Genomic DNA, 24,345 nt, shown 5'->3' on the forward strand with positions numbered 1-24,345 from the left:
GACGCCCGGCTGCGTTTTTTTGAGCAACTTTGTCTTAGCTGAACAGGCGCGCGAAGAAGCCCTTGGGCTTTTCCGGGGCTTTGCCCGCCGCCTTGGGCGCGCTGGAGGGCTTGCCCAGCACATATTCGTTGCGGAACCGTTCAAAATCCTCCTTGCGGCCGAACTTGAACAGGACCTTCAACACATTGCTGCGCATGCCGGTATCCACGCTCATCTCTTCCTGCATGCCCAGGAATTCAAGTGCCCAAAGGCCCTTGATATTGGCGTTGATCCAGTCCTCTGCCTTTTCCATGTCGCCACGATTCTTGAACTTCATCGTGGTTTCAAAGCTATAGCTGCTCATGTCGTCAGCCCCTTTCAGCCGAACAGGTGGGACAGCACGACAAGCACGACGATGGCGCCGATCAGCGACAGCACCGGGTTGTTGCGCACGAAATCGGCCAGCGGCTCCAGAAAGGCCGGGGTGCCGGGCGGGGCCGAGGTGGTGGCCGTGGAAGTGGCCGCGGCGGCGGGTTCCGGGTCGCGCGGCGGCGGCAGGGCGGCACCGGCCCCGGCGATCCGGTCTTCCAGTGCGGCCAGTCGGGCCTCTATCCGGTCCAGGCGGGACGTTTCCGCGTGAGGATCGGGTTGCGGGGTCAGTTCACTGTCACTCATCGCGCCAACCGCCTGTGATTGTCATACTGTTGCCATGGCGGGACCTAAGATAAACGTTTCGCATCCGCGATAGGAAGGGGGGATGGCATACCCCCATCCGATGGAGATAAGCCCCTTACCCCCGCTTCCCCTGAACGGAGTAGTTGAATGCCGCGTCCCCTTCTGCGTCTGCCCGCCGCCCTGTTCCTGGCGCTGACGCTGGCCGGCTGTGCCATCGGTCAGGACGGGCCGCCCAGCGTGCCGGTGGCGTTGCTGGAGGAAGTGGCCGCCCCGGTGCGGGCGGGGGGGCTGATCTGGCGCGGGACCCTGCATCTGCGCGATGCGAATCCGGATTTCGGTGGCCTGTCCTCGCTCCGTGTCAGCCCGGACGGGTCGCAGTTCGTGGCGATCAGCGACCGGGGTAAGCGCGTTGCGGGGCGGTTATCCTATGGGCCGGCGGGGGAGTTGGTCGCGGCAGGGAGTTACAGCATCGATCAGCTGCTGGGCGCGGACGGGCAGGCACTGCCGGGCTTCTTCAACGATACAGAGGGTCTGGCCCTGATCGGCGATTGGCCGGGCGATGGCTGGGCCGTGTCGATGGAGCGGCGGCATTCCATCCTGCGCTACCCCCCGGCCTTGGCCGGATCGGCGGCGGCGGAACTGCCGGTGCCGGACGGGTTTGCGCAGCTTCCGTTCAATTCGGGGATCGAGACGTTGCTGTCGCTGCCCGATGGTCGCCTGCTGGCCATTGCCGAGGATGGGGACGGGCAGGGGCGGCACCGCGCCTGGATCGGCGGTCCGGGGGCGTGGGCGGAGTTCACCTATCAAGGGCTGCCGCCCTTCCTGCCGGTGGACGCGGCACGCCTGCCCGATGGTGGCATTCTGGTGCTTGAACGCCGGGTGGGCCTGCTGGGTGGCTGGGGCAGCCGCATCGTGCGGGTGGATTCCAGTGCCTTGAAGACCGGTGCGGTGGCGCAGGGCCAGGAGATCGCGCGTTTACAGCCGCCCATGGCGACCGAGAATTATGAGGGGATCGACACGCGACCCCTGCCGGGCGGCGGGGTCGCGGTCTATCTGGTATCCGACAACAACTTCAAGCCGGTCATTCAGCGCACATTGCTGACCATGTTTGAATGGCGGCCGTGACGCTGGATCACTCCACCACCCGCACCTTCACATAGGAACCGGGCGCCGGCTCAATCGGTTTCAGCTTGCCATCGCCGGGTTGCCGTGCCGGGACCTTGGGGCCGGCATATTTCTGCACCCACTTGGCATATTCGGGCCACCAGCTGCCCTCCACCTGTTTGGCGCCGGCCAGCCACTGTTCGGGGTCCTTGGGCAGCTTGTTGTTCAGGAAGTGGCTGTACTTGTTGGCTGTCGGCGGGTTGACGACCCCGGCAATATGGCCGGATGCCGCCAGCACAAACTTCACCGGGCCGCCATAAAGCTGCGTCGCGGCATAGGTCGACTTCCAGGGCGTGATGTGATCCTCGCGCGTGGACAGCATGAAGGTCGGGGTTTTGATCTTGCCCAGATCAATCTCCACACCCTTCAGGGTCAGCGCACAGGGCTTCACCAGCAGGTTCCGCTGATACATGTTGCGCAGGTAGAAACTGTGCATGGCGGCGGGCATGCGGGTGGCGTCGGAGTTCCAGTACAGAAGGTCGAACGGGAACGGGTCCTTGCCCAGCAGGTAATTATTGACCACGAACGACCAGATCAGGTCGTTGGCGCGCAGCATGTTGAAGGTGGTCGCCATAGACTGCCCGTTCAGGTAGCCCTGGCTGTTCATCTTTTCTTCCAGTGCCGCCAACTGTTCTTCATCAATGAAGACAGACAGTTCGCCGGGTTCGGTGAAATCGGTCAGGGTGACGAGATAGAGCACGCTCTTCACCCGGTCATCACCCTTTTCCGCCATATAGGCCAACGTGGAGGCCGTCAGCGTCCCGCCGATGCAGTAGCCGACCATGTTGATCTCCCGCTCCCCCGTCGCCTGTTCGATGGCGTCGATGGCGGCCAGCGGGCCGGCGGTCATGTAATCTTCCCAGGTCTTGGTCGCCAGATGTTCATCCGGGTTGACCCAGGAGACGATGAAGACCGTATGCCCCTGATCGCACAGCCATTTCACCAGTGAATTGGCCGGGCGCAGGTCCAGGATATAGAATTTGTTGATCCACGGCGGCACGATCAGCAGCGGGCGCTTATGCTGCTGCTCCGTCGTGGGATTGTACTGGATCAGCTGCATCAACTCGTTCTGGTAAATCACCTGACCCGGCGTGGCGGCGATATTCTTGCCCACCTCGAACTTCTTATAGTCGGTCATGGAGATGGCGAGCTGGCCCTTGCCGCGCTCCAGATCGCCCAGCAGGTTCTCCAGTCCCTTCACCAGATTCTCGCCACCGGATTCGATAGTGGCGCGCAGCACCTCCGGGTTGGTCAGGACGAAATTGCTGGGCGCCATCGCATCCACGAACTGGCGCGTATAGAAATCCACCTTCTTGGCCGTCTTGTCATCCATCCCCTCCACCTCATGCACGGTGGATTGCAGCCAGCGGGCCGTCAGCAGGTAGGATTGCTTGATATAGTCGAACAGGGCGTTTTCATCCCAGGCGCTGTCCTTGAAGCGCTTATCCTCCTTGGCCGGCGCCACCACGGGGGCGGCTTCCTGACCCAGCAGGCGCTGGGTCGTGCGCTGCCACAAAGACATATAGTCCTGCCATAGCGACATCTGCGCCTGCATCAGCTTGGCCGGATCGGCCATCAGGCGGGCCGTCATCTCCATGAAGGCCGCACCAATATGCATCATCCCCTGGGAGGCGGATGCGTCGCCGCCATTCTGCCTTTGCAGGAAATCGGAGACCAGCCGCTGGCTCTGTTCGGCGATGCGCGCCATGTTGCGCGACATTTCGACCGGATCGGGGATCTTGATCTCGGGGCTTTGCGGCTCGGCCATGCTGACTTCCTTGACGTCACGTTTCCCAGGTGTGGGGACAGCGCCGATTCTGCATCACCCCGGGATGGGGCCGTCGGCTTTGTCCAGGATCGGTCCCGCATGCCAGCCTGTCCGATGGCGGTATGGCGGGCGGGTTGCCGTCCCGCTTTTTTTCATACACGATCCCTCCATGATTTTCACCGCTGCATACGTATCGCTCCGACATCTTCGCCTGGCCGCCATTGCCGCCATGCTGGGTCTGTCGGCCTGCGCCCAGGTGCCCGTGCCCGACATCGTGTTCGATGACGGGCCGGCGCCTGCGAAACCGTCGGAAATCACCGATGCCGACCCCGTCAAGGCCCTGACGGGTGCCCGGCCCATCCGCCGGGCCGACCCGTCGATCAAGGGCAGGGCCAATCTGGGTTCCGTTCCGGCCCGACCGGAGGAATTCTCGAACCCCATCGAACGCCAGGCATTGATCGACCGGTTGCAGGCCGACCGCGCCGAGGGGGAGGCCGCCGGCGACGCCCTGCGCGCCCGCTCGACCGACCCGCGTGGCCGGGCGGAGGATGTGCCCGACGTGCCCGACGCACCACCGCCGGTGCCGCCCGCGCTGCCGAGGCCCGAGGGGTCGTAGGTCAGGTCGAGCCGCAGGCGAGCCCTGACAGCGAAGGATTGAAAGCTATACTGTCAGGGCTCGCCTTCGGCTCGACCTGACCTACGGCTTCCCCACATCCACCCCGCCATCCCGCCCGCTCATGGCAGATTGGCGCGCACTCCGCGCAAAATCATGTCGCGGGGGGCTGTTGCGGTGCGCTACATATTTCGCCCCTTTCATTTTCAACCCGGTGCCCAGGTCCATGAGCGACACTGAATTCCACCGCATCAAGCGGCTTCCGCCCTACGTCTTCGCTGAAGTGAATGCGATGAAGGCGCGAGCTAGGGCCGCCGCGGAGGACATCATCGATCTCGGCATGGGTAACCCGGACCAGCCGACGCCGCCGCATATCGTGGCGAAGATGATCGAGGCGGTCCAGAACCCCAAGACCCATCGCTATAGCCAGAGCCGCGGTATTCCCGGCCTGCGCAAGGCCATCAGCGCCTATTACAAGCGCCGCTTCGACGTTGATATCGACCCGGAAACCGAAGCGATCGTTACCATCGGCTCCAAGGAAGGCCTGGCCAATCTGGCGCAGGCCATCACCAGCCCTGGCGACGTGATCCTGGTGCCGAATCCGTCTTACCCGATCCATCCGTTCGGCTTCATGCTGGCCGGTGCCGCCCTGCGCCACATCCCCGTGAATAACGGCCTGGATGATTTTGTGCCGGCGCTGGAACGCGCCATCAAGCATTCGGTGCCCAAGCCCACGGCCCTGATCGTCAGCTTCCCCGCCAACCCGACGGGTCAGACGGTGTCGCTGGATTTCTACCGGCCCATCGTGGATCTGTGCCTGAAGCACGGCATCTATATCCTGTCTGACATCGCCTATGCCGAGATCTATTTCGATGGCAATCCGCCGCCGTCGGTGTTGCAGATCCCGGAAGCGCGCGACATCACCGTGGAATTCAACAGCTTGTCCAAGACCTACAACATGCCGGGCTGGCGTGTCGGTTTCGGGGTGGGTTCGAAGAAGCTGGTCGGCGCGCTGGCCAAGTTCAAATCCTATGTGGATTACGGCGCCTTCACGCCCATCCAGGTGGCCGCCACCGCTGCGCTGAACGGGCCGCAGGATTGCGTGCTGGAAATCCGCGAGATGTACAAGCAGCGCCGCGACGTGCTGATCAAGGGTCTGCACGCCGCCGGCTGGATGGTGCCGTCGCCCAACGCATCCATGTTCGTCTGGGCCGAAATCCCGGAGCCGTTCAAGCATTTGAGCAGCCTGGAATTCGCCAAGGTCCTGATGCAGGAAGCCAAGGTCGCTGTCAGCCCCGGCATCGGGTTTGGCGAATATGGCGATACGCATGTGCGGTTCGGGCTGGTGGAAAACACCCAGCGCATCCGTCAGGCCACCAACAATATCAAGCTGTTCCTGGACAAGGCGCGCAAGATCAACGCGCCCATCACGTCCGAACCCGCCGCTGTCGAGTGAGGATCAATTCTGATGGTTGATGGCAAACCCTTGCGTATTGGTGTCGCTGGCCTGGGTACGGTCGGCGGTGGGGTTCTGAAGCTGGTATCGGCCAATGCCGATCTGCTGTCCAAGCGGACGGGCCGCCCCATTCAGGTGGTGGCCGTTTCCGCCCGTGACCGCAGCCGCGACCGTGGCGTCGATCTGTCGAATGTCCGCTGGTACGAGGATGCGGCCGATCTGGCCGTTGATCCCGATGTCGATGTCTTTGTCGAACTGATCGGCGGGTCCGACGGCATTGCCAAACAGGCGGTCGAGGCGGCATTGGCCGCCGGCAAGCATGTGGTGACGGCCAACAAGGCGCTGCTGGCCCATCATGGCGCGGCACTGGCCACCAAGGCCGAGTCCGCCGGCCTGACCCTGGCGTTCGAGGCGGCGGTGGCCGGCGGCATCCCCGCCATCAAGGGCCTGCGCGAAGGGCTGGCCGCCAACAATATCCGTGAAGTCCACGGCATCCTGAACGGCACCTGCAATTACATCCTGACCGAGATGCGGACCACGGGACGCGATTTCGCCGATGTTCTGGCCGATGCCCAGCGCCTGGGCTATGCCGAGGCTGACCCGTCCTTTGACGTGGATGGTGTGGATGCCGCGCATAAGCTGGCGGTGCTGACCGCCGTCGCCTTTGGCGCGCATGTCGATTTCAAGTCGGTGCATATCGAGGGCATCCGCCACGTCTCCGCCCTTGATATCAACTATGCCCAGGAACTGGGTTACCGCATCCGTCTGCTGGGCATTGCCCGGCGGACGGAAGATGGCATTGAGCAGCGGGTGCATCCCTGCATGGTGCCGATCACCAGCCCTTGTGGTGCCACCGATGGCGTGTTCAACGCCGTCGTCGCCGATGGTGATTTCGTGGACAAGGTGGTGCTCGTGGGGCGCGGTGCCGGTGCCGGCCCGACCGCGTCCGCCGTTGTTGCCGATCTGGTGGATATCGCCCGTGGCCGTTCCACGCCGACCTTTGGCGTGCCGGCGGCAGCACTGGAGCCGGCCAAGGCCGCCCCGCTGAGCCGCCGCCGTGGTCGTTACTATGTCCGCCTGATGGTGGTCGACCGTCCCGGCGTGATTGCCGAGATCGCGGCCACGCTGCGCGACCAGAATGTCTCCATGGAGGCGTTCCTGCAGCGCGGCCGGGCACCCGGTGAGGCGGTGCCCGTGGTCTGGACCACCCACGACACGGACGAGGCCGCCATGCAGCAGGCGCTCGCCACCATCGCGTCGTTGGACAGTGTTCTGGAACCGCCGCGCATGATCCGCATCGAGGATTTCTGATACACACTCAACCCAGGAACGGCGCAGGCAACAAGACGCCGATCTCAGCCATAGGGGAACGATAATGAGTGAGAAGAGCAATCCGAAGGGCGATTTCTCCCTGGTGATGGACCGTAATCTGGCGCTGGAAGTGGTCCGCGTCACCGAGGCGGCGGCCCTGTCGGCGTCGCTGCTGATGGGCCGTGGCGACGAGAAGGCCGCCGATCAGGCCGCCGTGGACGCGATGCGCAAGGCGCTGAACAGCCTGTCCATCGACGGTACCGTGGTGATCGGCGAGGGCGAGCGCGACGAAGCCCCGATGCTGTATATCGGGGAAAAGGTTGGCACCGGCAACGGCCCTAAGATCGACATCGCGCTGGACCCGCTGGAAGGGACCACCATCTGCGCCAAGGGCGGCCCGAACGCCCTGGCCGTCATTGCCATGGCGGAAGCCGGCGGCTTCCTGAACGCGCCCGACGTGTACATGGAAAAGATCGCTGTGGGCGGTGGCCTGCCGGGCGGTGTGGTTGATCTGGACGAAAAGGTTGAGACCAACCTGCGCAATCTGGCGCTGGCCAAGGGTGCGGATGTGTCGGAACTGGTGGTCTGTATCCTGGACCGTCCGCGCCATGCCGAACTGATCGCGCGTGTGCGTGAAGCCGGTGCCCGCATCATGCTGATCGGCGATGGCGACGTGTCGGGCGTGATCGCGACCGCACAGCCCAATGCCGGCATCGACCTGTATATGGGTTCCGGTGGTGCGCCGGAGGGTGTGCTGGCCGCTGCCGCGCTGCGCTGCATCGGCGGGCAGTTCCAGGGCCGCCTGATCTTCCGCAACGATGCCGAGCGTGAGCGCGCCAAGCGCTGGGGCGTCACCGACCTGGACAAGAAGTACAGCCTGTACGATCTGGCCCGTGGCGATGTGATGTTCTGCGCCACCGGCGTGACCACCGGCCCCATGCTGGGCGGCGTGCGCCGCTTCCCCGGCGGGGCCATCACCCATTCCGTGGTGATGCGGTCCAAGTCGGGCACGGTGCGTTATGTCGAGGCGCACCATAACCTGCGCACCAAGACCAGCTTCATTCCGGAAGCGAAGCGGTAATTTCGCTTTTCTGATTGCTGTTTGATCGTCATCCCGGCGACGAGCCGGGACCCAGGGGCCACAGGCATAAACCTTTACGCTGCGTCGACCGACGCTGCCGCAAGGTTCGCTCATGTGGCCCTGGGTCCCGGCTTTCGCCGGGATGATGTTTTATGGCTATATCGTTTCATTGTTTCGAGACGGGTACCCCCATGACCATCCCCGCCTTTCTCGGCGTTGAAAGCTCCCTGACCGGTCGCCGCTGGAAGGCGCGTAACAGCGATGACCGGCTGGCCCTGACGCTGGCGCAGGCGCATGGCCTGCCGGAACTGGTGGGACGCCTGCTGGCGGGGCGGGGTGTCGCGGTGGAGGAGGTGGAGCGGTTCCTGTCGCCAACCTTGCGTGCCTTCATGCCCGACCCGTCGGTGCTGCGCGACATGGACAAGGCCGCCGACCGCGTGGCCCGCGCCATTCGCGACGGGGAGAAGGTGGCGGTCTTTGGCGATTATGATGTGGACGGTGCCACCTCCACCGCCCTGCTGAACCGCTTCTTCCGGGCCGTGGGCCGGGAATTGCGCGTCTATATCCCCGACCGGATCGAGGAAGGGTATGGCCCGAACCTGCCAGCCCTGCTGAAGCTGAAGGAAGGAGGCATCGATCTGGTCGTCACCGTCGATTGCGGGGTGACCAGTTTCGATCCGCTGCACGGGGCGGTGGCGGCGGGGCTGGAGGTGGTGGTAGTCGACCATCACAAGGCCGAGCCGCGCCTGCCCGATGTGACGGCGGTGGTGAACCCCAACCGCATGGATGAACCGGCGGGCGGGCCGCTATCGACCCTGGCGGCCGTCGGCGTCACCTTCCTGCTGATCGTGGCGGTCAACCGGCTGCTGCGCGGTACGGGCTTTTACAGCAATGGCAGGGCGGAACCGGACCTGATGTCCTGGCTGGATATCGTGGCGCTGGGCACGGTCTGTGACGTGGTCCCGCTGGTCGGGTTGAACCGGGCGTTCGTGGCGCAGGGCCTGCGGGTTATGGGCAAGCGCGCTAATATCGGTATTTCCGCGCTGGCCGATGTGGCGGGCGTGAACGAGGCGATGGACGCCTATCACGCCGGATACATTATCGGGCCGCGCGTGAATGCTGGCGGTCGGGTCGGCCGGGCCGATCTGGGGACCCGTCTTCTGGCCACGGAGTCGCCGGCAGAAGCCGCCGATCTGGCCAAGGAACTGCACGCGTTTAACGCCGAACGCCGGGCCATTGAGGCGTCTGTGCTGGAAGATGCCATCGCCATGATGGAAACCAGCGTGGATGACAGTCCCGAACTGGTGCTGGCCGTGGGGGAAGGGTGGCATCCCGGTGTCATCGGTATCGTCGCCTCGCGCCTGAAGGACCGGTTTAACCGCCCGGCCTGTGTGGTGGCGCTGGATGGTACCCTGGGCAAGGCGTCGGGCCGGTCGGTGCGCGGTGTCGATCTGGGATCGGCCATCATCGCCGCGCGTCAGGCGGGGTTGCTGGTGGCCGGCGGCGGGCACGCCATGGCGGCGGGCTTTAACGTGGAGCGGGAAAAGATCGACGATCTGCGCGCTTTCCTGCGCGAACGGATCGCCCGGCAGCTGGAGGATACAGGCCCGCTGGTGCCGTCTTTGTCGCTGGATGGTGCGCTGTCGGTGCGCGGGGCCAATACTGATCTGATGCGGCATCTGGAACGGCTGGCCCCCTATGGCACCGGCAATTCCGAACCGCGCTTCGCCGTCACCGACGCCCGCATCGTCAAGGCCGACGTCGTGGGCGGGGAGGGCAAGCATGTGCGCTGTATCCTGACGGGCAATGACGGCAGCCGGTTGAAATCAATCGCCTTTCGCGCCATGGACAGCGATCTGGGTCCCGCCCTGCTGCAAAGTGGCGGGCGACCGATGCATCTGGCGGGGACTTTACGGCCCGACCGCTGGAACGGAAATGATGGCGTACAGTTATTGATTGATGATGCCGCGGTTTCCGGCAACGCCGGATAAAGGAAACCTGAGCGACTATTCATTCAATCGCCACCGGTCTTTAACAAATTATTGCCAATTCGTTAAAGACAGCTATCCCCGCATAGCATATAGTCACCCATCGCCCAGTTGCCGCTTGCATCATCACTGCCGGGGCAGGGCGGTCGCGTTGGTTTTGTGTGGGGCGATCGGTGTCATGAATGTACGCGCGGCGGGTGCGCCGGTCGAAAGGCCGGAAGCGAGTAAGATGAAGGAAACGGCGGTCACGCCGCCCGAACCCACCTCCGCCGTCTCCAAGCTTCAAGCCCATTTCGAACAGCTGGACGAGAATTCGCTGCTGCGTGTGGCCCGCGCGGTGGAACTGGCCCGCGCCGCCGAACGCCGCGACCCCACCGACGAACAGATCCTGGAGACGCTGCGCCCGCGCCTGCGCAACCTGCGCCCGGCCCGCGTGCCGACCTTCCAGCGTTCCATCTGCGTCGCGCTGGAAATTTTCCTTTATGACGGCGACCTGCATGAGGAAAAGCGCAAGGGTGCGCTGGCCCGACAGGTGCTGAACCCCTGGTGGCGGGTGCTGCTGGCATCGCCACATCGGGCCGCACTGGCTGCGCTGGAGGGGGAGTATGGCAAGGCCGTGCGCGAGCAGCGATGGTCCGATCTGCCGGCCATTGCCGACAGGGGCGTGATTGCGGCGGCCGAGGCGACGAACGCCCTGCTGGCCGAGGCGCAGAAATCCTATGGAAGGCGGGGGGAACTGTCCTCCATGCTGGGCGGGGATCGCGCGTTGGAGGATATGCGGGAGATCGGGGTGCTGCTGGGCCTGCACAGCCAGCTGACCCCCGCGCTGGAACGTGTGCGCCGTATGGCCGGCGTGGAAGGGGCGGGCCGCATTGCCGATTTCACGCCGGCGTCCGTGGTGGCGGCGCGCACCGCCTATATGAACATCCATGACCGGGGCGCCGATCTGGTCGAGTATTTCTTCTTCGGGCTGATGACCCTGCTGATGCAGCCGTTCCAGGCGCTGCGCCTGGTCCGCATGCTGTCGCAGGATCTGAGCCATGTGTCGGGCAACCATCCGGCCCGCCTGATCCCCGCCCGCCTGTTCTCCGACCTGACGCGGACCTTGTCGGAGATCGGCAAGGCGTCGGCGGGGCCGGTGATGGCACGGCGTGTCTGGCTTCTGACCTGCGCGCGGCTGGTGTCGGATGCGCAACTGATGATCAAGGGTCTGGCGGAGGAGGTTCAGGTTGAGCCGAATCCGGAATGGCAGAAGCTGCTGACCGAGGCGCGGGGCCGGGTGATGCAGGCCGTGGACACGTTCCTGATGGCCGCTATCCAGGATGCGGTCGTGGTGCTGCCCGTGAAGCCGTTGCAGGAAAAGAAGGGCGTCGAGGTCCGGCTGGAACCCGACATGGCCCATATCCCGACCGAGGAGGAGGTGGGCATCGCCCAGGCCGCCACCGTCCTGTTCACGGCGGTCAAGAAGCTGATGGAACAGGAAGGCCAGGACCGGCTGATGCGGTCCAAGGAGGCCGATCTGGAGCAGCGTCTGGAGATCGGGATCAATTTCCGCGTCGAATATCTGCGCGCCCGACCCAAGCATGCCGTGGCGCTGGCCCATCTGCGCGGGGTGCAGAAGGTGCTTAAGGGCCTGCCCTCGTTCAACATTATCCGCGATCTGGAATATCGTGTCGAACGGACCCTCGATCGCTATAAGAATTGATCGAAGTTGGGTCGGGCATGGGCGTTATGCAAGAAAGTGAAAAAAAATGCTTGAACAGCCCGGCCGGTCCGGCTAATTAACCGCCCACCGACGACGTCCCCATCGTCTAGAGGCCTAGGACACCAGCCTTTCACGTTGGTAACACGGGTTCGAATCCCGTTGGGGACGCCACCTTCCAAGACACGAGTTCTTGGTTTCCGGTGGCGGTGCCGGATGGATGACTTGAGCACCATTTGGCGGATACGGAAAAAGCCCCGCGCCGAAAGGCCGGGGCTTTTTCGTTGCCAAACCAGCATTAGCTTTTTCAACAAGGGATTGATCATGCGTTCTTTGGAAGGACAGCGCAGCGACAACCGGCCCCTGAAGCGCAACGATGACGAAAAGCGCCGGGCCCTGTTGCAGCTGGAAGCGGCCTATGCCGCGCTTGGTCCGAAGCCGACGCCGGGCCTGAAGGAAACCATGGCGGAGCGTATCCGCGCCCTGAAGGCCGAAATCGCCGAGGGCGCAGCCAAGCCGCCGCGCCGCGATCGTGATCGCGACCGGGGCTGAACAAAACAGCATCCCAGAAGAAGGGCGGGACCTGCCAAGAGGCGGTTCCCGCCCTTTTTTCATGGCGGCATGAAACGCTGTTATGGGCCGCTTAAGGGCCTTGCGCATGCCGTCATGTCGGACCATCTTGGAGCGATCGCTTCCAAAGGCAGGGCCATGCGCCGTATCGCATCATTCTGGACGGGGTTGCTGAAGGCTGGTGCTGTGGCACTGGTCCTGGCCCTGTTCGGCTTTGCGACGGCATCGGCGCATGAGAATCATGACGCCCGCCAGCCGGTGTCGGTATCTGCCCATCAGCATCACGAGATGGTCGCCCAGACCAATTGCCACGAGCAGCAGGGCGTGCAGAAGGCCGCCACCACCACCCATGACCATGTGCACAAGCATGGGCAGGGCATGGATGACGATTGCTGCAAGGATGCCTGTACCTGTGGCTGTGCGGCCAGTTGTGCTGCCCATGTCGGGACCGGGTTGCCGGTGGCCACGGCACTGACGCTGCCGGTGCCGGCGGGTCTGCTGTTGCCGGGCCGTGCCATCGATCCGGCGGGCCTGACCACACCGCCCGATCCGCGCCCACCGCTTACCATCTGACTCGCCCCGCTGCACCCGCGTGCGTTGACGCCGCCGGTGCCTGTTCTGCGTTGTCAGATGGAATCATCCCATGAAAATCCTGTCGCGCCTGTTGCTGGCGGCGGCCCTGTTCCTGGTCCCGGCCTTGGCCGTATCCGCCCATGAAGGGCATGACCATGGCGCCCCCGATGCCGCCGCCACCCCGGCCCCGTCCCCCACCGCCGTCCCCACGCTGGAGGCTGATGGCGGGGATGTGCAGATGGTCGCCCTGCTGCAGGGTGGGACCATCACCCTGTTCATCGATCTGCTGGCCGATAACAGCCCCGTGATGGGGGCCGCCGTCACCATGTCCGCCGATGGCGGCAAGCCGGTGACCGTCCCTGCCGCACCCGATGGCACCTACCGCGCGCCTGCCCCCTGGGCCACGCCGGGCGAGCATGCCCTGAACTTCACGGTCACAGCAGATGGGGTGGCCGATCTTCTGGTCGGGACGCTGACGGTGCCGGCGGCGGCCCCTGTCGTGGCGGCGTCTACCGGCTGGGCATCGATTCTCTGGGTCGCAGGCGCGCTGATCCTGGGCATGGTGCTGGGGGCGGCGCTGCTGTCGCTGCGGTCGCGCCGTGCCGTGCCGGCCCTGCTGCTGCTGGCGGCCCTGGCCTTGCCGACCGACCGGGTGATGGCCCATGAAGGCCATGATCATGGTGCGCCGGCACCGGAGCCGGTGGCGGGCAATAATCCCCGCCGTCTTCCCGATGGTGGCCTGTTCGTGCCCAAGGCCACGCAGCGCCTGCTGTCGATCCGCACCCAGGAACTGATCAGCGGGGAGGTATCGCCCACCGTCACCCTGACGGGCCGGGTGATCAATGATCCCAACCGTTCCGGTCGGGTCCAGGCCCCGCAATCGGGCCGCCTGATGCCGCCCGATGGTGGCTTCCCCCTGCCGGGCACTTTGGTGAAGGCGGGGCAGGTTCTGGGCTATGTGGAGCTGGTGCTGCGCGCCGAAGATGGCAGCGGCATTTCCCAGCAACTGGCGGCGCTGGACAAGGATGTGCGGCTGGCACAGCAGCAATGGAACCGCCTGTCCAACCTGAAAGGCGCCGTGGCCCAGGCGGAGATTGATGATGCCCGCGCCACCCTGGATGGGCTGATGCGCGAGCGTGAAGCCATGACCCGCGCCGTGGCCAAGCGTGTCGCCCTGACATCCCCCATCGATGGGGTGATCAGCACCAGCAACGCCGTCCCCGGCCTCATGATCGAGGATCGCGACATCACCCTGGTGTTCGAGGTAACGGAACCGGGTGCCGTGATGGTGGAGGCCCTGTCATTTGACGGGCCGCTGCCGGACGGGGCAACGGTGACGGCCAAGGTTGGAACCAAGACGGTGTCCCTGGCGCTGGCAGGGCAGGGGGTGGCCCCGGTACCGGGCGCGACGCGCCTGCTGCTGCGCGCCAGAGATGGCGCCTGGGGACCGTCGGTGCCGGCGGTGGGGACCATGCTGACCCTGTCGCGGCCCGCCGGTGCGCCCGTGGCAGGGCTGCTGGTTCCGCGCGACGCGCTGGTGCGCGGGTCGGACGGGTTGCCGGCGGTGCTGATCCATGAGACGGCCCAGCGCTTCACGCCGCGTACCGTGCGGGTGGAGCCGGCGGGGGCCGGTGCCGTCCGCCTGGTCGCCGGGGTTGAGGCGGGTGCGCGGGTCGTGGTGCGCGGCGCCAATCTTCTGAACCAGATCCGATAGGGGGCGGCGATGTTTACGGCAATCGTCTCCACCTCGCTACGCAACCGGCTGATGGTGCTGGTCGCGGCCCTGCTTCTGACGCTGTATGGCGCGTTTACGCTGGGCCATTTGTCGGTGGATGTGTTCCCCGATCTCAATCGCCCCACCATCACCTTGATGACCGAAAGCCCCGGCATGGCCCCGGAGGAGGTGGAGCGGCTGGTCAGCTTCCCCATCGAAACCGCCATGAACGGCATGCCGGGCGTGGAACGCGTTCGCTCCACCTCTTCCGCCGGTCTGTCGGTGGTGACGGTGGAGTTCGGCTGGGGCACCGAGATTTATCGCAACCGGCAGCAGGTGACCGAACGACTGTCGCTGCTGACGGGGCAGTTGCCGCCAGGGGTCGTGCCGCAGATGGGTCCCATCTCCTCCATCATGGGGGAGATCATGCTGGTGGCCCTGACCCCCGCACAGGGGGCCAGCATCGACCCGATGCGCCTGCGCGATGTTGGCGACTGGACATTGCGTCCGCGCATCCTGTCCATTCCCGGCGTGTCGCAGGTCATTCCCATGGGGGGGGAGGTACAGCAGTTCCGGGTTGCCCCCGACACGGGCCGTATGGCCCTGCTGGGTGTCAGCCTGGAACAGGTGCGCGCGGCACTGACCGATTACGGCGCCAATGTCGGCGGCGGCATCGTGGAACGGCGGGGCGAGGAGCTGCTGGTGCGCGGTGTTGGTCGGACCAGCCGGCTGGATGATCTGCGCAAGCTGCCCGTGGCCACCATTGATGGTGCCACCATCGTGCTGGGCGATGTGGCGGCTGTTGACCATGCCGCCCGCCCGCGCCGGGGCGATGCCGGCCTGAACGCCGCCACCGCCGTTCTGGTGTCGGTGCAGAAGCAGCCGGATGCCGACACGCTGACCGTCACACGCGCCGTGGAACGGGCCTTGACGGAGCTGACAGCCGGGTTGCCGGAAGGGGTGGCAGCCCCGGTCGTGGTGTTCCGTCAGGCGGATTTCATTCAGAACAGCGTCGATAATGTTGAACGCGTGCTGGTGGAGGCCGGCATCGTCGTTGCCGTCATCCTGTTCCTGTTCCTGGGCAATTTCCGCACCACCATTATCAGCCTGACGGCCATTCCCATCTCGCTTCTGGTGGCGGTGCTGGTGTTCAAGGCGCTGGGCCTGACCATCAACACCATGACGCTGGGCGGGCTTGCCATCGCCATTGGCGAATTGGTCGATGATGCCGTGGTGGATGTGGAGAATATCTTCCGCCGTCTGCGGGAGAATGCGCTTCGCCCCGAACCGCTGCCGGTTCTGTCCATCGTGCTGTCGGCCAGCACGGAGGTGCGGTCGGGCATTGTCTATGCCACGGCCATCATCGTTCTGGTTTTCGTGCCCCTGTTCGCCCTGTCGGGCATTGAGGGGCGGTTGTTCGCGCCGCTGGGCATTGCCTATATCGTGTCGATCCTGGCCAGCCTGGTCACGGCCATCACGGTCACCCCGGTGCTTTGCTACTACCTGCTGCCGAAACTGGCGGACAGTGTGGAACATGATGGCTGGCTGGTCCGTAAACTGAAGGCAGGCAATGACCGGCTGCTCGATTGGGCCTTTGCCCACCGGGCGCTGGTGATGGGTAGCGTGGCGGGGGCGGTGTTGGTTGCCCTGGTCGCCGTACCGTTCCTGCCGCGCGCCTTCCTGCCCGATTTCAACGAAGGCACCCTGACCATCAGCATGGCGCTGCAACCCGGCATCTCGCTGGATCAATCGTCAGAGGTCGGACGCATGGCCGAACGCCTGCTTGCCCAGGTGCCGGAGGTAACGTCGGTTGCCCGCCGTACGGGCCGGGCGGAGCTGGATGAACATGCCATGGGGGTGCATTCATCGGAGATTGACGCCCATCTGAAGCCATCCGACCGGCCCAAGGCCGATATCCTGGCGGATGTGCGGGCCCGCCTCTCCGGCTTGCCGGTGACGGTGAATATCGGGCAGCCGATTTCCCACCGTCTGGACCATATGCTGTCGGGCGTGCGTGCCCAGTTGGCCGTGAAGCTTTATGGCGATGACATGGTGGCACTGCGGGCGCTGGCCGGTGGGTTGCAGCAGAAACTGTCGACCATTCCCGGCCTGGTCGATTTGCAGATAGAAAAGCAGGTGCTGATCCCGCAGCTTCGCGTCGATGTCGATCCCGACCGGGCGCGTGCCCATGGCATCACCCCGTCCGCTATTCTGGCCGCCGTGCAGAGCCTGTCCAGTGGTGAAAGGGTGACGGAGATCATCGAGGGCGACCGCCGCCACGACCTCGTCCTGCGCCTGAAGGACGAGGCGCGGGACCCGGCGGCGCTGGGCCGCGTGCTCATCGACACACCCGTCGGCCCTGTGCCCCTGTCACAATTGGCAGAGGTGAGTGAGGGCGATGGCCCGAACGAGGTGATGCGCGAGAATGGGCAGCGGCGTCTGGCCCTTCTGGGCAATGGCGACGGCAAGCGCGACATGGCGGCCATTGTGGCCGATATCCGCGCCGTCCTGGATGCCACGCCCATGCCCGCCGGCACCCATGCCAGCCTGGAAGGCACCTTCCAGGCGCAGGAACAGGCGGCACGGACTATTGCCGCCCTGTCGGCGGTGTCCTTCGCCCTGATCTTCCTGGTGCTGTACAGCCGCTACCGCTCCGCCGTGCCCGTGCTGATCATCATGGGGACGGTGCCCATGGCCCTGGTCGGGTCGGTGGCGGCCCTGTGGCTGGCGGGCTTGCCGCTGTCGGTGGCCAGCATGGTGGGTTTCATCACCTTGGCCGGCATTTCCACCCGCAACGGCATCCTGAAAATCAGCCATTACATCAATCTCTGCCGGATCGAGGGAGAGGTGTTTGGCCAAGCCATGATCCGGCGCGGCAGCCGGGAACGTCTTGTGCCGGTCCTGATGACGGCTTTGTCGGCGGGGCTGGCGCTCATCCCCCTGCTGATCGGGGCCGATGCGCCGGGCAAGGAAATCCTGCACCCGGTCGCCGTCACCATCTTTGGCGGGCTGATCAGCGCCACTGTGCTGGACACCGTCCTGACCCCGCTTCTGTTCGCCCGCTTTGGTGGCCCGGCCGTGCAACGGCTGCTGGCTGCCACCCCTTCCACGCCCGGCCAGGTTGCCGAGGCCTTTTAAGGAGTGATCATCATGAAGTTTAACGCTGCCACCCTGGCGCTTGCCACCCTGCTGACCCTGTCCCCCGTCGCCGCCTTTGGCCATGCCCCGCCCGTGGGTGTGCATGGCGGGATGCAGGTGCATGCAGGCCCGCTGCACCAGGAACTGGTGATCAAGGACAAGGTCCTGACCGTCTATCTCAACACCATGGAGGACAAGCCCATGGACACCGCCGGCGCCACGGGCAGCGTCACCCTGCTGATCGAGGGTGCCCCGATGCAGGTAACCCTGGCCCCCGCCGGCCCCAACAGCCTATCGGGCAAGATCGACCGCGAGGTGCCGGTGGGCACCCGCATCGCCACCGTGGTGACGCTGGCCGGCAAAGGGCCGGTGCAAGCACGGTATGAGTGGAAGCCGGCGGCACCCGGCGGGGAGCATGCGGGGCATTGAGGGGGAGGGGCAAAACACTTCCGATGTCGGATGATTTCCCCTTGACGGGAGGTCCAACCTGACCCATCTTCATGGTGTTGTTTCAACATACAGAAAGGAGGTGATCCGATGTCTCGTTCCACTTTGCGGACCCGCGCGGATCTCTCCGGCATCCGGTCGTTCGCCGGCTGATCGGAAGATGTCCGCTGGCGGGGTCCACCGCCAAAGCGGATCGTCCATGCGTCATCATGGAAGGCAGGGCCGGTTCCCCAGGGGGCCGGCCCTGTTTTATGTGGAAAACCGTGATTGATGCCCCGTTCCTTGGTTCCGTTTTGCCAGCGGGCTTGCTATCAAGGCCGAAGCATAAGAGTTCCACCAAAATCCGGGTCCTTTTGATGAATCGCCAAGATCGCCGCCGTCAGCTTTCCGATTTGTCCAAGTCGGATGCGATGTATTCCAGCTTCCCGTCCGACATGCGGGCGGCGACGGAGCTGCATCGGCAGGGCCGCATGAAGGAAGCGGCGGATACGCTGCGCAAGATCACCAAGGTCTATGCCGACCACCCGGATGTGCGCGTCGCCTGGTCCAACCTGGGCGCCACGCTGCAGGGCATGGGCAAGCTGGATGATGCTGTTGCGGCCCTGAAGAAGGCCCGCGCGCTGAAGCCCGATCATCCGCCGCCGCACCACAACCTGGGCATGGCGCTGGCGCAGCAGGGCAAGCTGGACGAGGCCATCGAGAGCCTGCAGCGCGCCTGCGAGTTGGACCCGAATTTCCGCGACGCCTGGGCCGGGCTGGCCCTGGTGCGCGAACAGACGGGCGAAATCCCGCTGGCTGCCGAGGCGTGGCAGCGCGCGGTACAGGCCGATCCCAATGCGGTGGAGCCGCTGTTCAATTTCGGCAACTGCCTGTTCCGTCTGGGCATGCTGCAGGAAGCGGCCAACGCCTTCCAGGGCTGTCTGGCCCGCCGGCCCAACATGCCGGAAGCCGTCTATGCCCTTGGTCGCGTGCATGAAGAGGCCGGCAGCTTTGATACGGCGGCCGAGGCCTATCTGGCCGCCACCCGCATCGCCCCGCAGGTGGGCCAGGGCCATGCGCAACTGGCCGGGTTGATCGTGCATATCGCCGGCAGCGATCTGGCCAAGGCGCAGGGCCTGGCCGACACCTATCGCCAGACCCACCCCGACAGCCCCATCGTGCCGCAACTGTTTGGTCGTCTGGAAGAGATCGCCAAGGCGGCGGCGGATGCTCCCGCTGCTGCGGAGCCGGCGGAAGAGGCAACGGCCGAGGGCTGATCGCTTCGTAAGATCATGAAAAAGGGCGGCGCGGATCATCTCCGCGCCGCCCTTTTTCATGTTCCGGTGCTCACTTCTTCTTGGCCTTCAAGGCCAGCTTGGCGGCGCGGTAACGTGAGGCCCAGCCGGGCTTTTCCTCTTGCGGGGCGCGGGCGATCGACAGGGCGTCGGGGGCCACATCGCGGGTCACCACCGTGCCCGCCGCCGTGTAGGCGCCGTCGCCCACCGACACCGGGGCCACCAGCGTGGAATGGGTGCCGATGAAGACGTTGGCGCCGATGCGGGTGCGGTGCTTCAGCACGCCATCATAGTTGCAGGTAATGGTGCCGGCCCCGATATTCGAGCCACCGCCGACATCGGCGTCGCCCAGATATGTCAGGTGGTTGGCCTTGGCGCCGGCCCCGAACTGGGTATTTTTCAGCTCCACGAAATTGCCGATATGCGCCCCTTCGCCGACATCGGTACCGGGGCGCAGGCGGGCATAGGGGCCGATGATGGCGCGGGCACGCACGATCACACCCTCCAGATGGCTGAAGGGTTTGATCTCCACCCCGTCTTCCACGGTGACGCCGGGGCCGAACACAACATTCTGGCCCACAGTGACATCGCGGCCCAGCACTGTGTCGGCAGCGAAATAGACGGTGTCGGGGTCCAGCAGAGTGGCGCCGTTGGCCATGGCGGCCTGACGCAGGCGGTTCTGGAAAATCTTCTCGATGCCGGCCAGTTCCGCCCGGCTATTGACGCCGGCGGTATCGTCGGTGGGACCTTCGACCACGGCGCAGGTCCAGCCCTTGGCCCGCGCGACGGCCACGGCATCGGTCAGGTAATACTCGCCCTTGGCATTGGCGTTACCGATGCCCGACAGCAACGCGCCCATGCGCGCGCCGTCAAACGCCATGAAGCCCGCATTGCAGAGCGTGACGGCGCGTTCATCCGGGGTGGCGTCCAGAAATTCCACAATCTTTTCCAGGCCACCATCGGCACCCAGGATCAGGCGGCCATAGGCGCCGGGATCGGCAGGCCGCATGCCCAGCACCACCACCGCCGGGTCGCCGGTCCCATTGCGGGCCGCGACCATCTTCGACAAAGTGGCCGCGGTGATCAGGGGCGAGTCGCCGTAAAGCACCAGCACATCACCGGTAAAGCCCGCCAGTTCACCCAGTGCGGCCTTCACGGCATCGCCGGTGCCAAGCTGATTTTCCTGTACCACAGTCGGGTGCGGGGCGACGGTGGCGGCGACATTGTCCATGCCGGGGCCGACCACCACCACGATCTTTTCCGGCGACAGGCTCTGTGCCGCCGCCACCACATGGCTGACCATGGGCAGGCCACCCAGCGGGTGCAGTACCTTGGGCAGGGCTGACTTCATGCGGGTCCCCTTGCCAGCGGCAAGGATGATGCAGGCGAGCGGGCGATGGGACATGGTGGCGGGCCGTGTGGCAGTTTGTCTAAGCTGGCCCCCTGTATCATACAGACCCCTGTGAAAGCCAAGCGGAAGCGGCAGAGACGATGAGCATCCTGGAACGGTTCCCCGCCCTGATCTTCGATTTCGACGGGACCCTGATCGACAGCGCGCCCGACATCGCCCTGGGCCTGAACCGGTTGCTGGTGGCTGAAGGGCGGCGGGAATTGCCGCTGTCGGATGTGCATCAGATGATTGGTGACGGGGCGGGCCGGCTGGTGGAACAGGCCTTTGCCGCCACAGGTGCGGCCCTGACACCCGCTGAGCTGGGGCCGATGACGGAGCGGTATCTGGCGATCTATGGCGCGCTGCCCGTGGACCGGTCCTGTATTTATCCGGGCGTGGTGGAGACGCTGACGGCGCTGAAGAACGCCGGGCATCGCCTGGGCCTGTGTACCAACAAGCCGGCGGGGATCAGTGTCGATCTGCTGCGCGACCTGGGGCTGGACGCGCTGTTCGATGCGGTGGCGGGCGGGGACAGTGTGGCGCGCAAGAAGCCGCATCCCGACCCGCTGCTGTTCGTTATGGAACGGTTGGGCGTGGGGGCTGGCGGGGCCGTGATGGTGGGCGACAATGCCAATGATGTGGCGGCGGCGCGCGGGGCCGGCGTGCCGGTGGTGGCGGTGGCCTATGGCTATCCGCGCATGGCCCTGGCGGACCTCGGCGCGGATATCATCATCGACCGGTTCGCGGATTTGCCGGGGGCGCTGGCGCGGTTGGGTTAAAGACCGCTATTGCCGTAGGTCAGCCGGCCTTGACGCTGGCCAGATGCACCTTCACGGCCCCCAGCGGGCTGTCCATTTCCAGGCGCACGGGTACCGGCGGGCCGCCGGCAATGGCGGGGGCGATGTAGAGTGTGACGGGCACGTCCTTGCGCTTTGCCCCCTCCCGGTCGCGGTCACGCTGCCGGTTTTCCTTCCAGCGACCGGCCAGCGGCTTGTATTTGACCGAGCAGGCGGTGGCGGGGCCGGCATAGACGGACAGGTCCGTCGCCTCCAGCGTGGCCGGGCCCTGCGTTGCGAAGATCAGGTCGTAACGCTGCCGCCCGTCATAGACGGGGACGGTGATATCGCAATCGCCCTTCTTCGCCACCTGATCCAGCACGGCCACGATGGCGGAGACGGGGTCAACAGTGCCCAGGCGCAGGTCGGCGGGGACCGGTTCCCGGTCCTTCTCCGGTTCCGGATTGGCCAGCGTCAACGTCGGCGTGCCGTCGGGCGTGTAATCCACCGTGGTCAGGCGCGGCTGATCACGCCAGCTTCCATGGGCCGTGAACTGACGCGGGCGGGGCAGGGGGCCTGTCAGGTGCCCTTGCGCGCGCACATCGGTCTTCCATTGTGCCACCCGGCCCAGGAATCCGTCGGTTTCCATCTTCAACCCGGCGCGGTAGCCATCGGGACCCAGCGCCATGTCGGCATTGGCATCCAGCACATGCACGCCACCAATATGGATGCCATAGGTCAGGGACAGATCATCCGCCTGTTGCGCCATAGCCGGCGATGCGGAGACCAGAAGGGCCAGCGGCAGGTAGCTCAGAGCGCGCATAAGGATCGGCCTTCCAATGGTTATGGCGGCATGCATAGCGGCAATGTGGGTCGGAAAGCCGCAGGCCACAAGGCTTTCGCGTGCTGTGTGGAAAAATTTCCGCATGTCGGCGCTTTTTCCCTTTGACAGGTCGTCACCAACCCCCTAAAACCCCGCTCCACCGACGACGGATGGGCGCGTAGCTCAGCGGGAGAGCATCGCCTTCACACGGCGGGGGTCGCAGGTTCAATCCCTGCCGCGCCCACCATCCTCCGGTTCCTCAAAAAGCCCCTGGCCCTCGGCCGGGGGCTTTTTGCGTTTGGGGCCAAGGGGTTGGGTGGGCCAGTCGAGATTCACGACATCATGTTGGGTACCCAGCAAAAATAACTTACTGGCCGCCTGCGTTCTTCGGCTTGCGCATCTCGTCCAGCTTCTGTTCCGTCTGCCGCGACCGCCACAGCCAGGGCGGCTCCACCCGGCCACCCCACAGACCACGGCGGAAGGAGATGGCGCGGGCCTCGATGCTGACATAGTCAAAGCTCAACGGACGATAGGCCAGCGCCATGCCGCGTTCGACCATGGCATAGGCCAGATCGTCGCCATTTTCGGCCCGGCAGATGGCCAGTTTCGGCCCTGCGGCGGGGGACTGACCGCGCGGGGTGCATTCGATCTCGCGGTTATTGATCAGCAGGCTGAGGATCCGGGTGGAGAGGGCATGGCAATCATATTGCTGGCCGCGCACATTCACACAGGTCTGGCCCTTATCGGGCGCGTCAATGCCGAAAAGGCGGAATTCCTGTCCCTTCACGGCGACCAGATCACCCTCCTTGGCGGCCCCCGGCCCCTTCACGGGTGCCTTGTCCGCCTGGGCCAGGGCCGCGGCCGGCAGCAGCAGGGCCAGCAGGAGAAGGACAGCGCCCCTCACAGCAGGCTTCCCACGGCGGCGACCGGGGCCGCACCCGGCTGATACGGGGCCAGAAGGTCGGCATTGTCGTTGCGTACGGCATTGACCAGCGGCGTGACGGGCCGCAGGACCAGCGTGCCCGCCGCCGGTGCCCGCATCAGCCCATGGCGCGCAATCTCCGGCGTGTCGGGCGACAGCCAGTTCGCAACGGCGGCATCATCCATCAGCATCACCGGTGTGCGTTCATGGATTCGGCCCATCTCATCATTGGCGGCGGCGGTCAGGATGCAGCAGGTGAAGAGCGGCCCGTCATCCCCCCCACGCCAAACATCCCATAATGCGGCAAAACCCATGGGGCGCCCGTCTGTGCGGGCCACGTACCAGGGCTGCTTGCGGTCCCCCTTCTGCGGCCATTCATAAAAGCCATCGGCGGGGATTACGGCCCGGCGTTTTTGCCAGGCGTCGCGGAAGCTGGGCTTATCGGCGGCACTTTCGCTGCGGGCATTGTTCATGCGCGCAGCACCCGTGGCATCATTGGCCCAGGAGGGGACCAATCCCCAGCGCATGGCGGTTACCGTACGGGTACCGGTGCGATCCAGCCCGATGACGCCGATGTCAGCGGTGGGCGCGATGTTGAAGCGCGGTGCCAGCAGACGGGGTTCCAGATCATGGCGCAGCCGCGCGTCGAACGCGTCGGCCAGATCCTTCAGGTCCTTCTGCACAAACCGCCCGCACATGCCCTTCCATCACCCCTTTTGTTCCGGTTCACCAGTCTACAGGCCCCAGTGCCCGGCCGGAAGCGGGGTTAACACCAAGAGCCATGGATCATGCCTCTTGGTATTTGTGTTTTCCCTCAAGCGCCGGGCGCCGCCATCCGGCGGCTTGGCTTACGCGCACATGGGTGCGCGGGCCGGCAGTCGCCGACCTCCAATGGGCATGGGCAATGCCCATTGGTGTAACACCAATGCCCCCTTGTCCACCCGACAGGTGTTTCCAATATGAACCGTGAAGGAATGGTCA

Annotated in this window: 21 protein-coding genes and 2 tRNA genes; 16 read left to right on the forward strand and 7 right to left on the reverse strand. The window is 65.1% G+C overall.

Annotated elements, in window-relative coordinates; all coding sequences use genetic code 11:
• Positions 1–34: 34 nt before the first annotated feature.
• Entirely contained in the window at positions 35–343 is a 309-nt protein-coding gene (locus tag C0V82_RS01695) for a hypothetical protein (RefSeq protein ID WP_102110852.1), read from the reverse strand.
• A 14-nt stretch (positions 344–357) separates the two neighbouring features.
• Positions 358–654 (reverse strand): hypothetical protein, encoded by a 297-nt coding sequence (locus C0V82_RS01700; RefSeq protein WP_102110853.1) that lies wholly within the window; start codon positions 652–654, stop codon positions 358–360.
• Positions 655–801: 147 nt separating this feature from the next.
• Here C0V82_RS01700 and C0V82_RS01705 point away from each other — a divergent pair, with 147 nt between their 5' ends.
• On the forward strand, positions 802–1,779 hold the full coding sequence (locus C0V82_RS01705; protein WP_102110854.1) for an esterase-like activity of phytase family protein: 978 nt from the start codon (positions 802–804) through the stop codon (positions 1,777–1,779).
• A 7-nt stretch (positions 1,780–1,786) separates the two neighbouring features.
• Here the strand turns inward: C0V82_RS01705 and C0V82_RS01710 are convergent, their stop codons facing one another.
• Complete coding sequence (locus C0V82_RS01710) at positions 1,787–3,586, reverse strand: PHA/PHB synthase family protein (RefSeq protein WP_102110855.1); 1,800 nt, start codon at positions 3,584–3,586, stop codon at positions 1,787–1,789.
• A gap of 169 nt (positions 3,587–3,755) precedes the next feature.
• Between C0V82_RS01710 and C0V82_RS01715 the strand changes: the two genes are divergently transcribed.
• The 13 genes from C0V82_RS01715 (at position 3,756) to C0V82_RS01775 (ending at position 19,435) form a co-directional block, all read left to right on the forward strand.
• Entirely contained in the window at positions 3,756–4,202 is a 447-nt protein-coding gene (locus C0V82_RS01715) for a hypothetical protein (protein WP_102110856.1), read from the forward strand.
• Between the two features lie 223 nt (positions 4,203–4,425).
• The gene (locus C0V82_RS01720; RefSeq protein WP_102110857.1) at positions 4,426–5,655 is read left to right on the forward strand and encodes an LL-diaminopimelate aminotransferase; all 1,230 of its coding nucleotides are present in this window, start codon (positions 4,426–4,428) and stop codon (positions 5,653–5,655) included.
• A 12-nt stretch (positions 5,656–5,667) separates the two neighbouring features.
• The gene (locus tag C0V82_RS01725) at positions 5,668–6,966 is read left to right on the forward strand and encodes a homoserine dehydrogenase (RefSeq protein ID WP_102110858.1); all 1,299 of its coding nucleotides are present in this window, start codon (positions 5,668–5,670) and stop codon (positions 6,964–6,966) included.
• Positions 6,967–7,072: 106 nt separating this feature from the next.
• On the forward strand, positions 7,073–8,047 hold the full coding sequence (gene glpX, locus C0V82_RS01730; RefSeq protein WP_094457265.1) for a class II fructose-bisphosphatase: 975 nt from the start codon (positions 7,073–7,075) through the stop codon (positions 8,045–8,047).
• A gap of 191 nt (positions 8,048–8,238) precedes the next feature.
• On the forward strand, positions 8,239–10,038 hold the full coding sequence (gene recJ / locus C0V82_RS01735) for a single-stranded-DNA-specific exonuclease RecJ (RefSeq protein WP_102110859.1): 1,800 nt from the start codon (positions 8,239–8,241) through the stop codon (positions 10,036–10,038).
• 226 nt (positions 10,039–10,264) lie between these two features.
• Entirely contained in the window at positions 10,265–11,740 is a 1,476-nt protein-coding gene (locus C0V82_RS01740; protein WP_102110860.1) for a hypothetical protein, read from the forward strand.
• A 95-nt stretch (positions 11,741–11,835) separates the two neighbouring features.
• Positions 11,836–11,911 (forward strand) — tRNA-Glu (locus tag C0V82_RS01745).
• Between the two features lie 150 nt (positions 11,912–12,061).
• Positions 12,062–12,289, forward strand: a complete 228-nt coding sequence (locus C0V82_RS01750; protein ID WP_158659663.1) for a hypothetical protein — start codon at positions 12,062–12,064, stop codon at positions 12,287–12,289.
• Positions 12,290–12,445: 156 nt separating this feature from the next.
• Positions 12,446–12,880: a CopL family metal-binding regulatory protein gene (locus C0V82_RS01755; protein WP_158659664.1), complete on the forward strand. Its 435-nt coding sequence runs from the start codon at positions 12,446–12,448 to the stop codon at positions 12,878–12,880.
• 70 nt (positions 12,881–12,950) lie between these two features.
• Positions 12,951–14,594 (forward strand): efflux RND transporter periplasmic adaptor subunit, encoded by a 1,644-nt coding sequence (locus tag C0V82_RS01760; RefSeq protein ID WP_102110863.1) that lies wholly within the window; start codon positions 12,951–12,953, stop codon positions 14,592–14,594.
• A gap of 9 nt (positions 14,595–14,603) precedes the next feature.
• Positions 14,604–17,732 (forward strand): efflux RND transporter permease subunit, encoded by a 3,129-nt coding sequence (locus C0V82_RS01765; RefSeq protein ID WP_102110864.1) that lies wholly within the window; start codon positions 14,604–14,606, stop codon positions 17,730–17,732.
• A gap of 12 nt (positions 17,733–17,744) precedes the next feature.
• The gene (locus tag C0V82_RS01770; RefSeq protein WP_102110865.1) at positions 17,745–18,161 is read left to right on the forward strand and encodes a hypothetical protein; all 417 of its coding nucleotides are present in this window, start codon (positions 17,745–17,747) and stop codon (positions 18,159–18,161) included.
• Between the two features lie 374 nt (positions 18,162–18,535).
• Entirely contained in the window at positions 18,536–19,435 is a 900-nt protein-coding gene (locus tag C0V82_RS01775; protein ID WP_158659665.1) for a tetratricopeptide repeat protein, read from the forward strand.
• 70 nt (positions 19,436–19,505) lie between these two features.
• On the opposite strand, the gene glmU is transcribed toward C0V82_RS01775, so the two are convergent.
• Positions 19,506–20,858 carry a bifunctional UDP-N-acetylglucosamine diphosphorylase/glucosamine-1-phosphate N-acetyltransferase GlmU gene (glmU, locus tag C0V82_RS01780; RefSeq protein ID WP_102110867.1) on the reverse strand — a complete coding sequence of 451 codons (1,353 nt, stop codon included), beginning with the start codon at positions 20,856–20,858 and terminating at the stop codon, positions 19,506–19,508.
• An 86-nt stretch (positions 20,859–20,944) separates the two neighbouring features.
• Here glmU and gph point away from each other — a divergent pair, with 86 nt between their 5' ends.
• Positions 20,945–21,622, forward strand: a complete 678-nt coding sequence (gph, locus tag C0V82_RS01785) for a phosphoglycolate phosphatase (RefSeq protein WP_102110868.1) — start codon at positions 20,945–20,947, stop codon at positions 21,620–21,622.
• A 19-nt stretch (positions 21,623–21,641) separates the two neighbouring features.
• Here gph and C0V82_RS01790 read toward each other — a convergent pair whose 3' ends face one another.
• Positions 21,642–22,442: a DUF3108 domain-containing protein gene (locus C0V82_RS01790; RefSeq protein ID WP_158659666.1), complete on the reverse strand. Its 801-nt coding sequence runs from the start codon at positions 22,440–22,442 to the stop codon at positions 21,642–21,644.
• Positions 22,443–22,614: 172 nt separating this feature from the next.
• Between C0V82_RS01790 and C0V82_RS01795 the strand changes: the two genes are divergently transcribed.
• Positions 22,615–22,689, forward strand: a tRNA-Val gene (locus tag C0V82_RS01795).
• Between the two features lie 120 nt (positions 22,690–22,809).
• Here the strand turns inward: C0V82_RS01795 and C0V82_RS01800 are convergent.
• Both C0V82_RS01800 and C0V82_RS01805 read right to left on the reverse strand, forming a co-directional pair.
• Positions 22,810–23,346 carry a thermonuclease family protein gene (locus C0V82_RS01800; RefSeq protein ID WP_102110870.1) on the reverse strand — a complete coding sequence of 179 codons (537 nt, stop codon included), beginning with the start codon at positions 23,344–23,346 and terminating at the stop codon, positions 22,810–22,812.
• Complete coding sequence (locus C0V82_RS01805) at positions 23,343–24,062, reverse strand: SOS response-associated peptidase (RefSeq protein WP_102110871.1); 720 nt, start codon at positions 24,060–24,062, stop codon at positions 23,343–23,345. The genes C0V82_RS01800 and C0V82_RS01805 overlap by 4 nt, the downstream gene beginning before the upstream one ends.
• Positions 24,063–24,345 lie beyond the last annotated feature (283 nt).

It is taken from the genome of Niveispirillum cyanobacteriorum, from assembly GCF_002868735.1.
In the GTDB taxonomy this organism is placed as follows: Bacteria; Pseudomonadota; Alphaproteobacteria; order Azospirillales; family Azospirillaceae; genus Niveispirillum; species Niveispirillum cyanobacteriorum.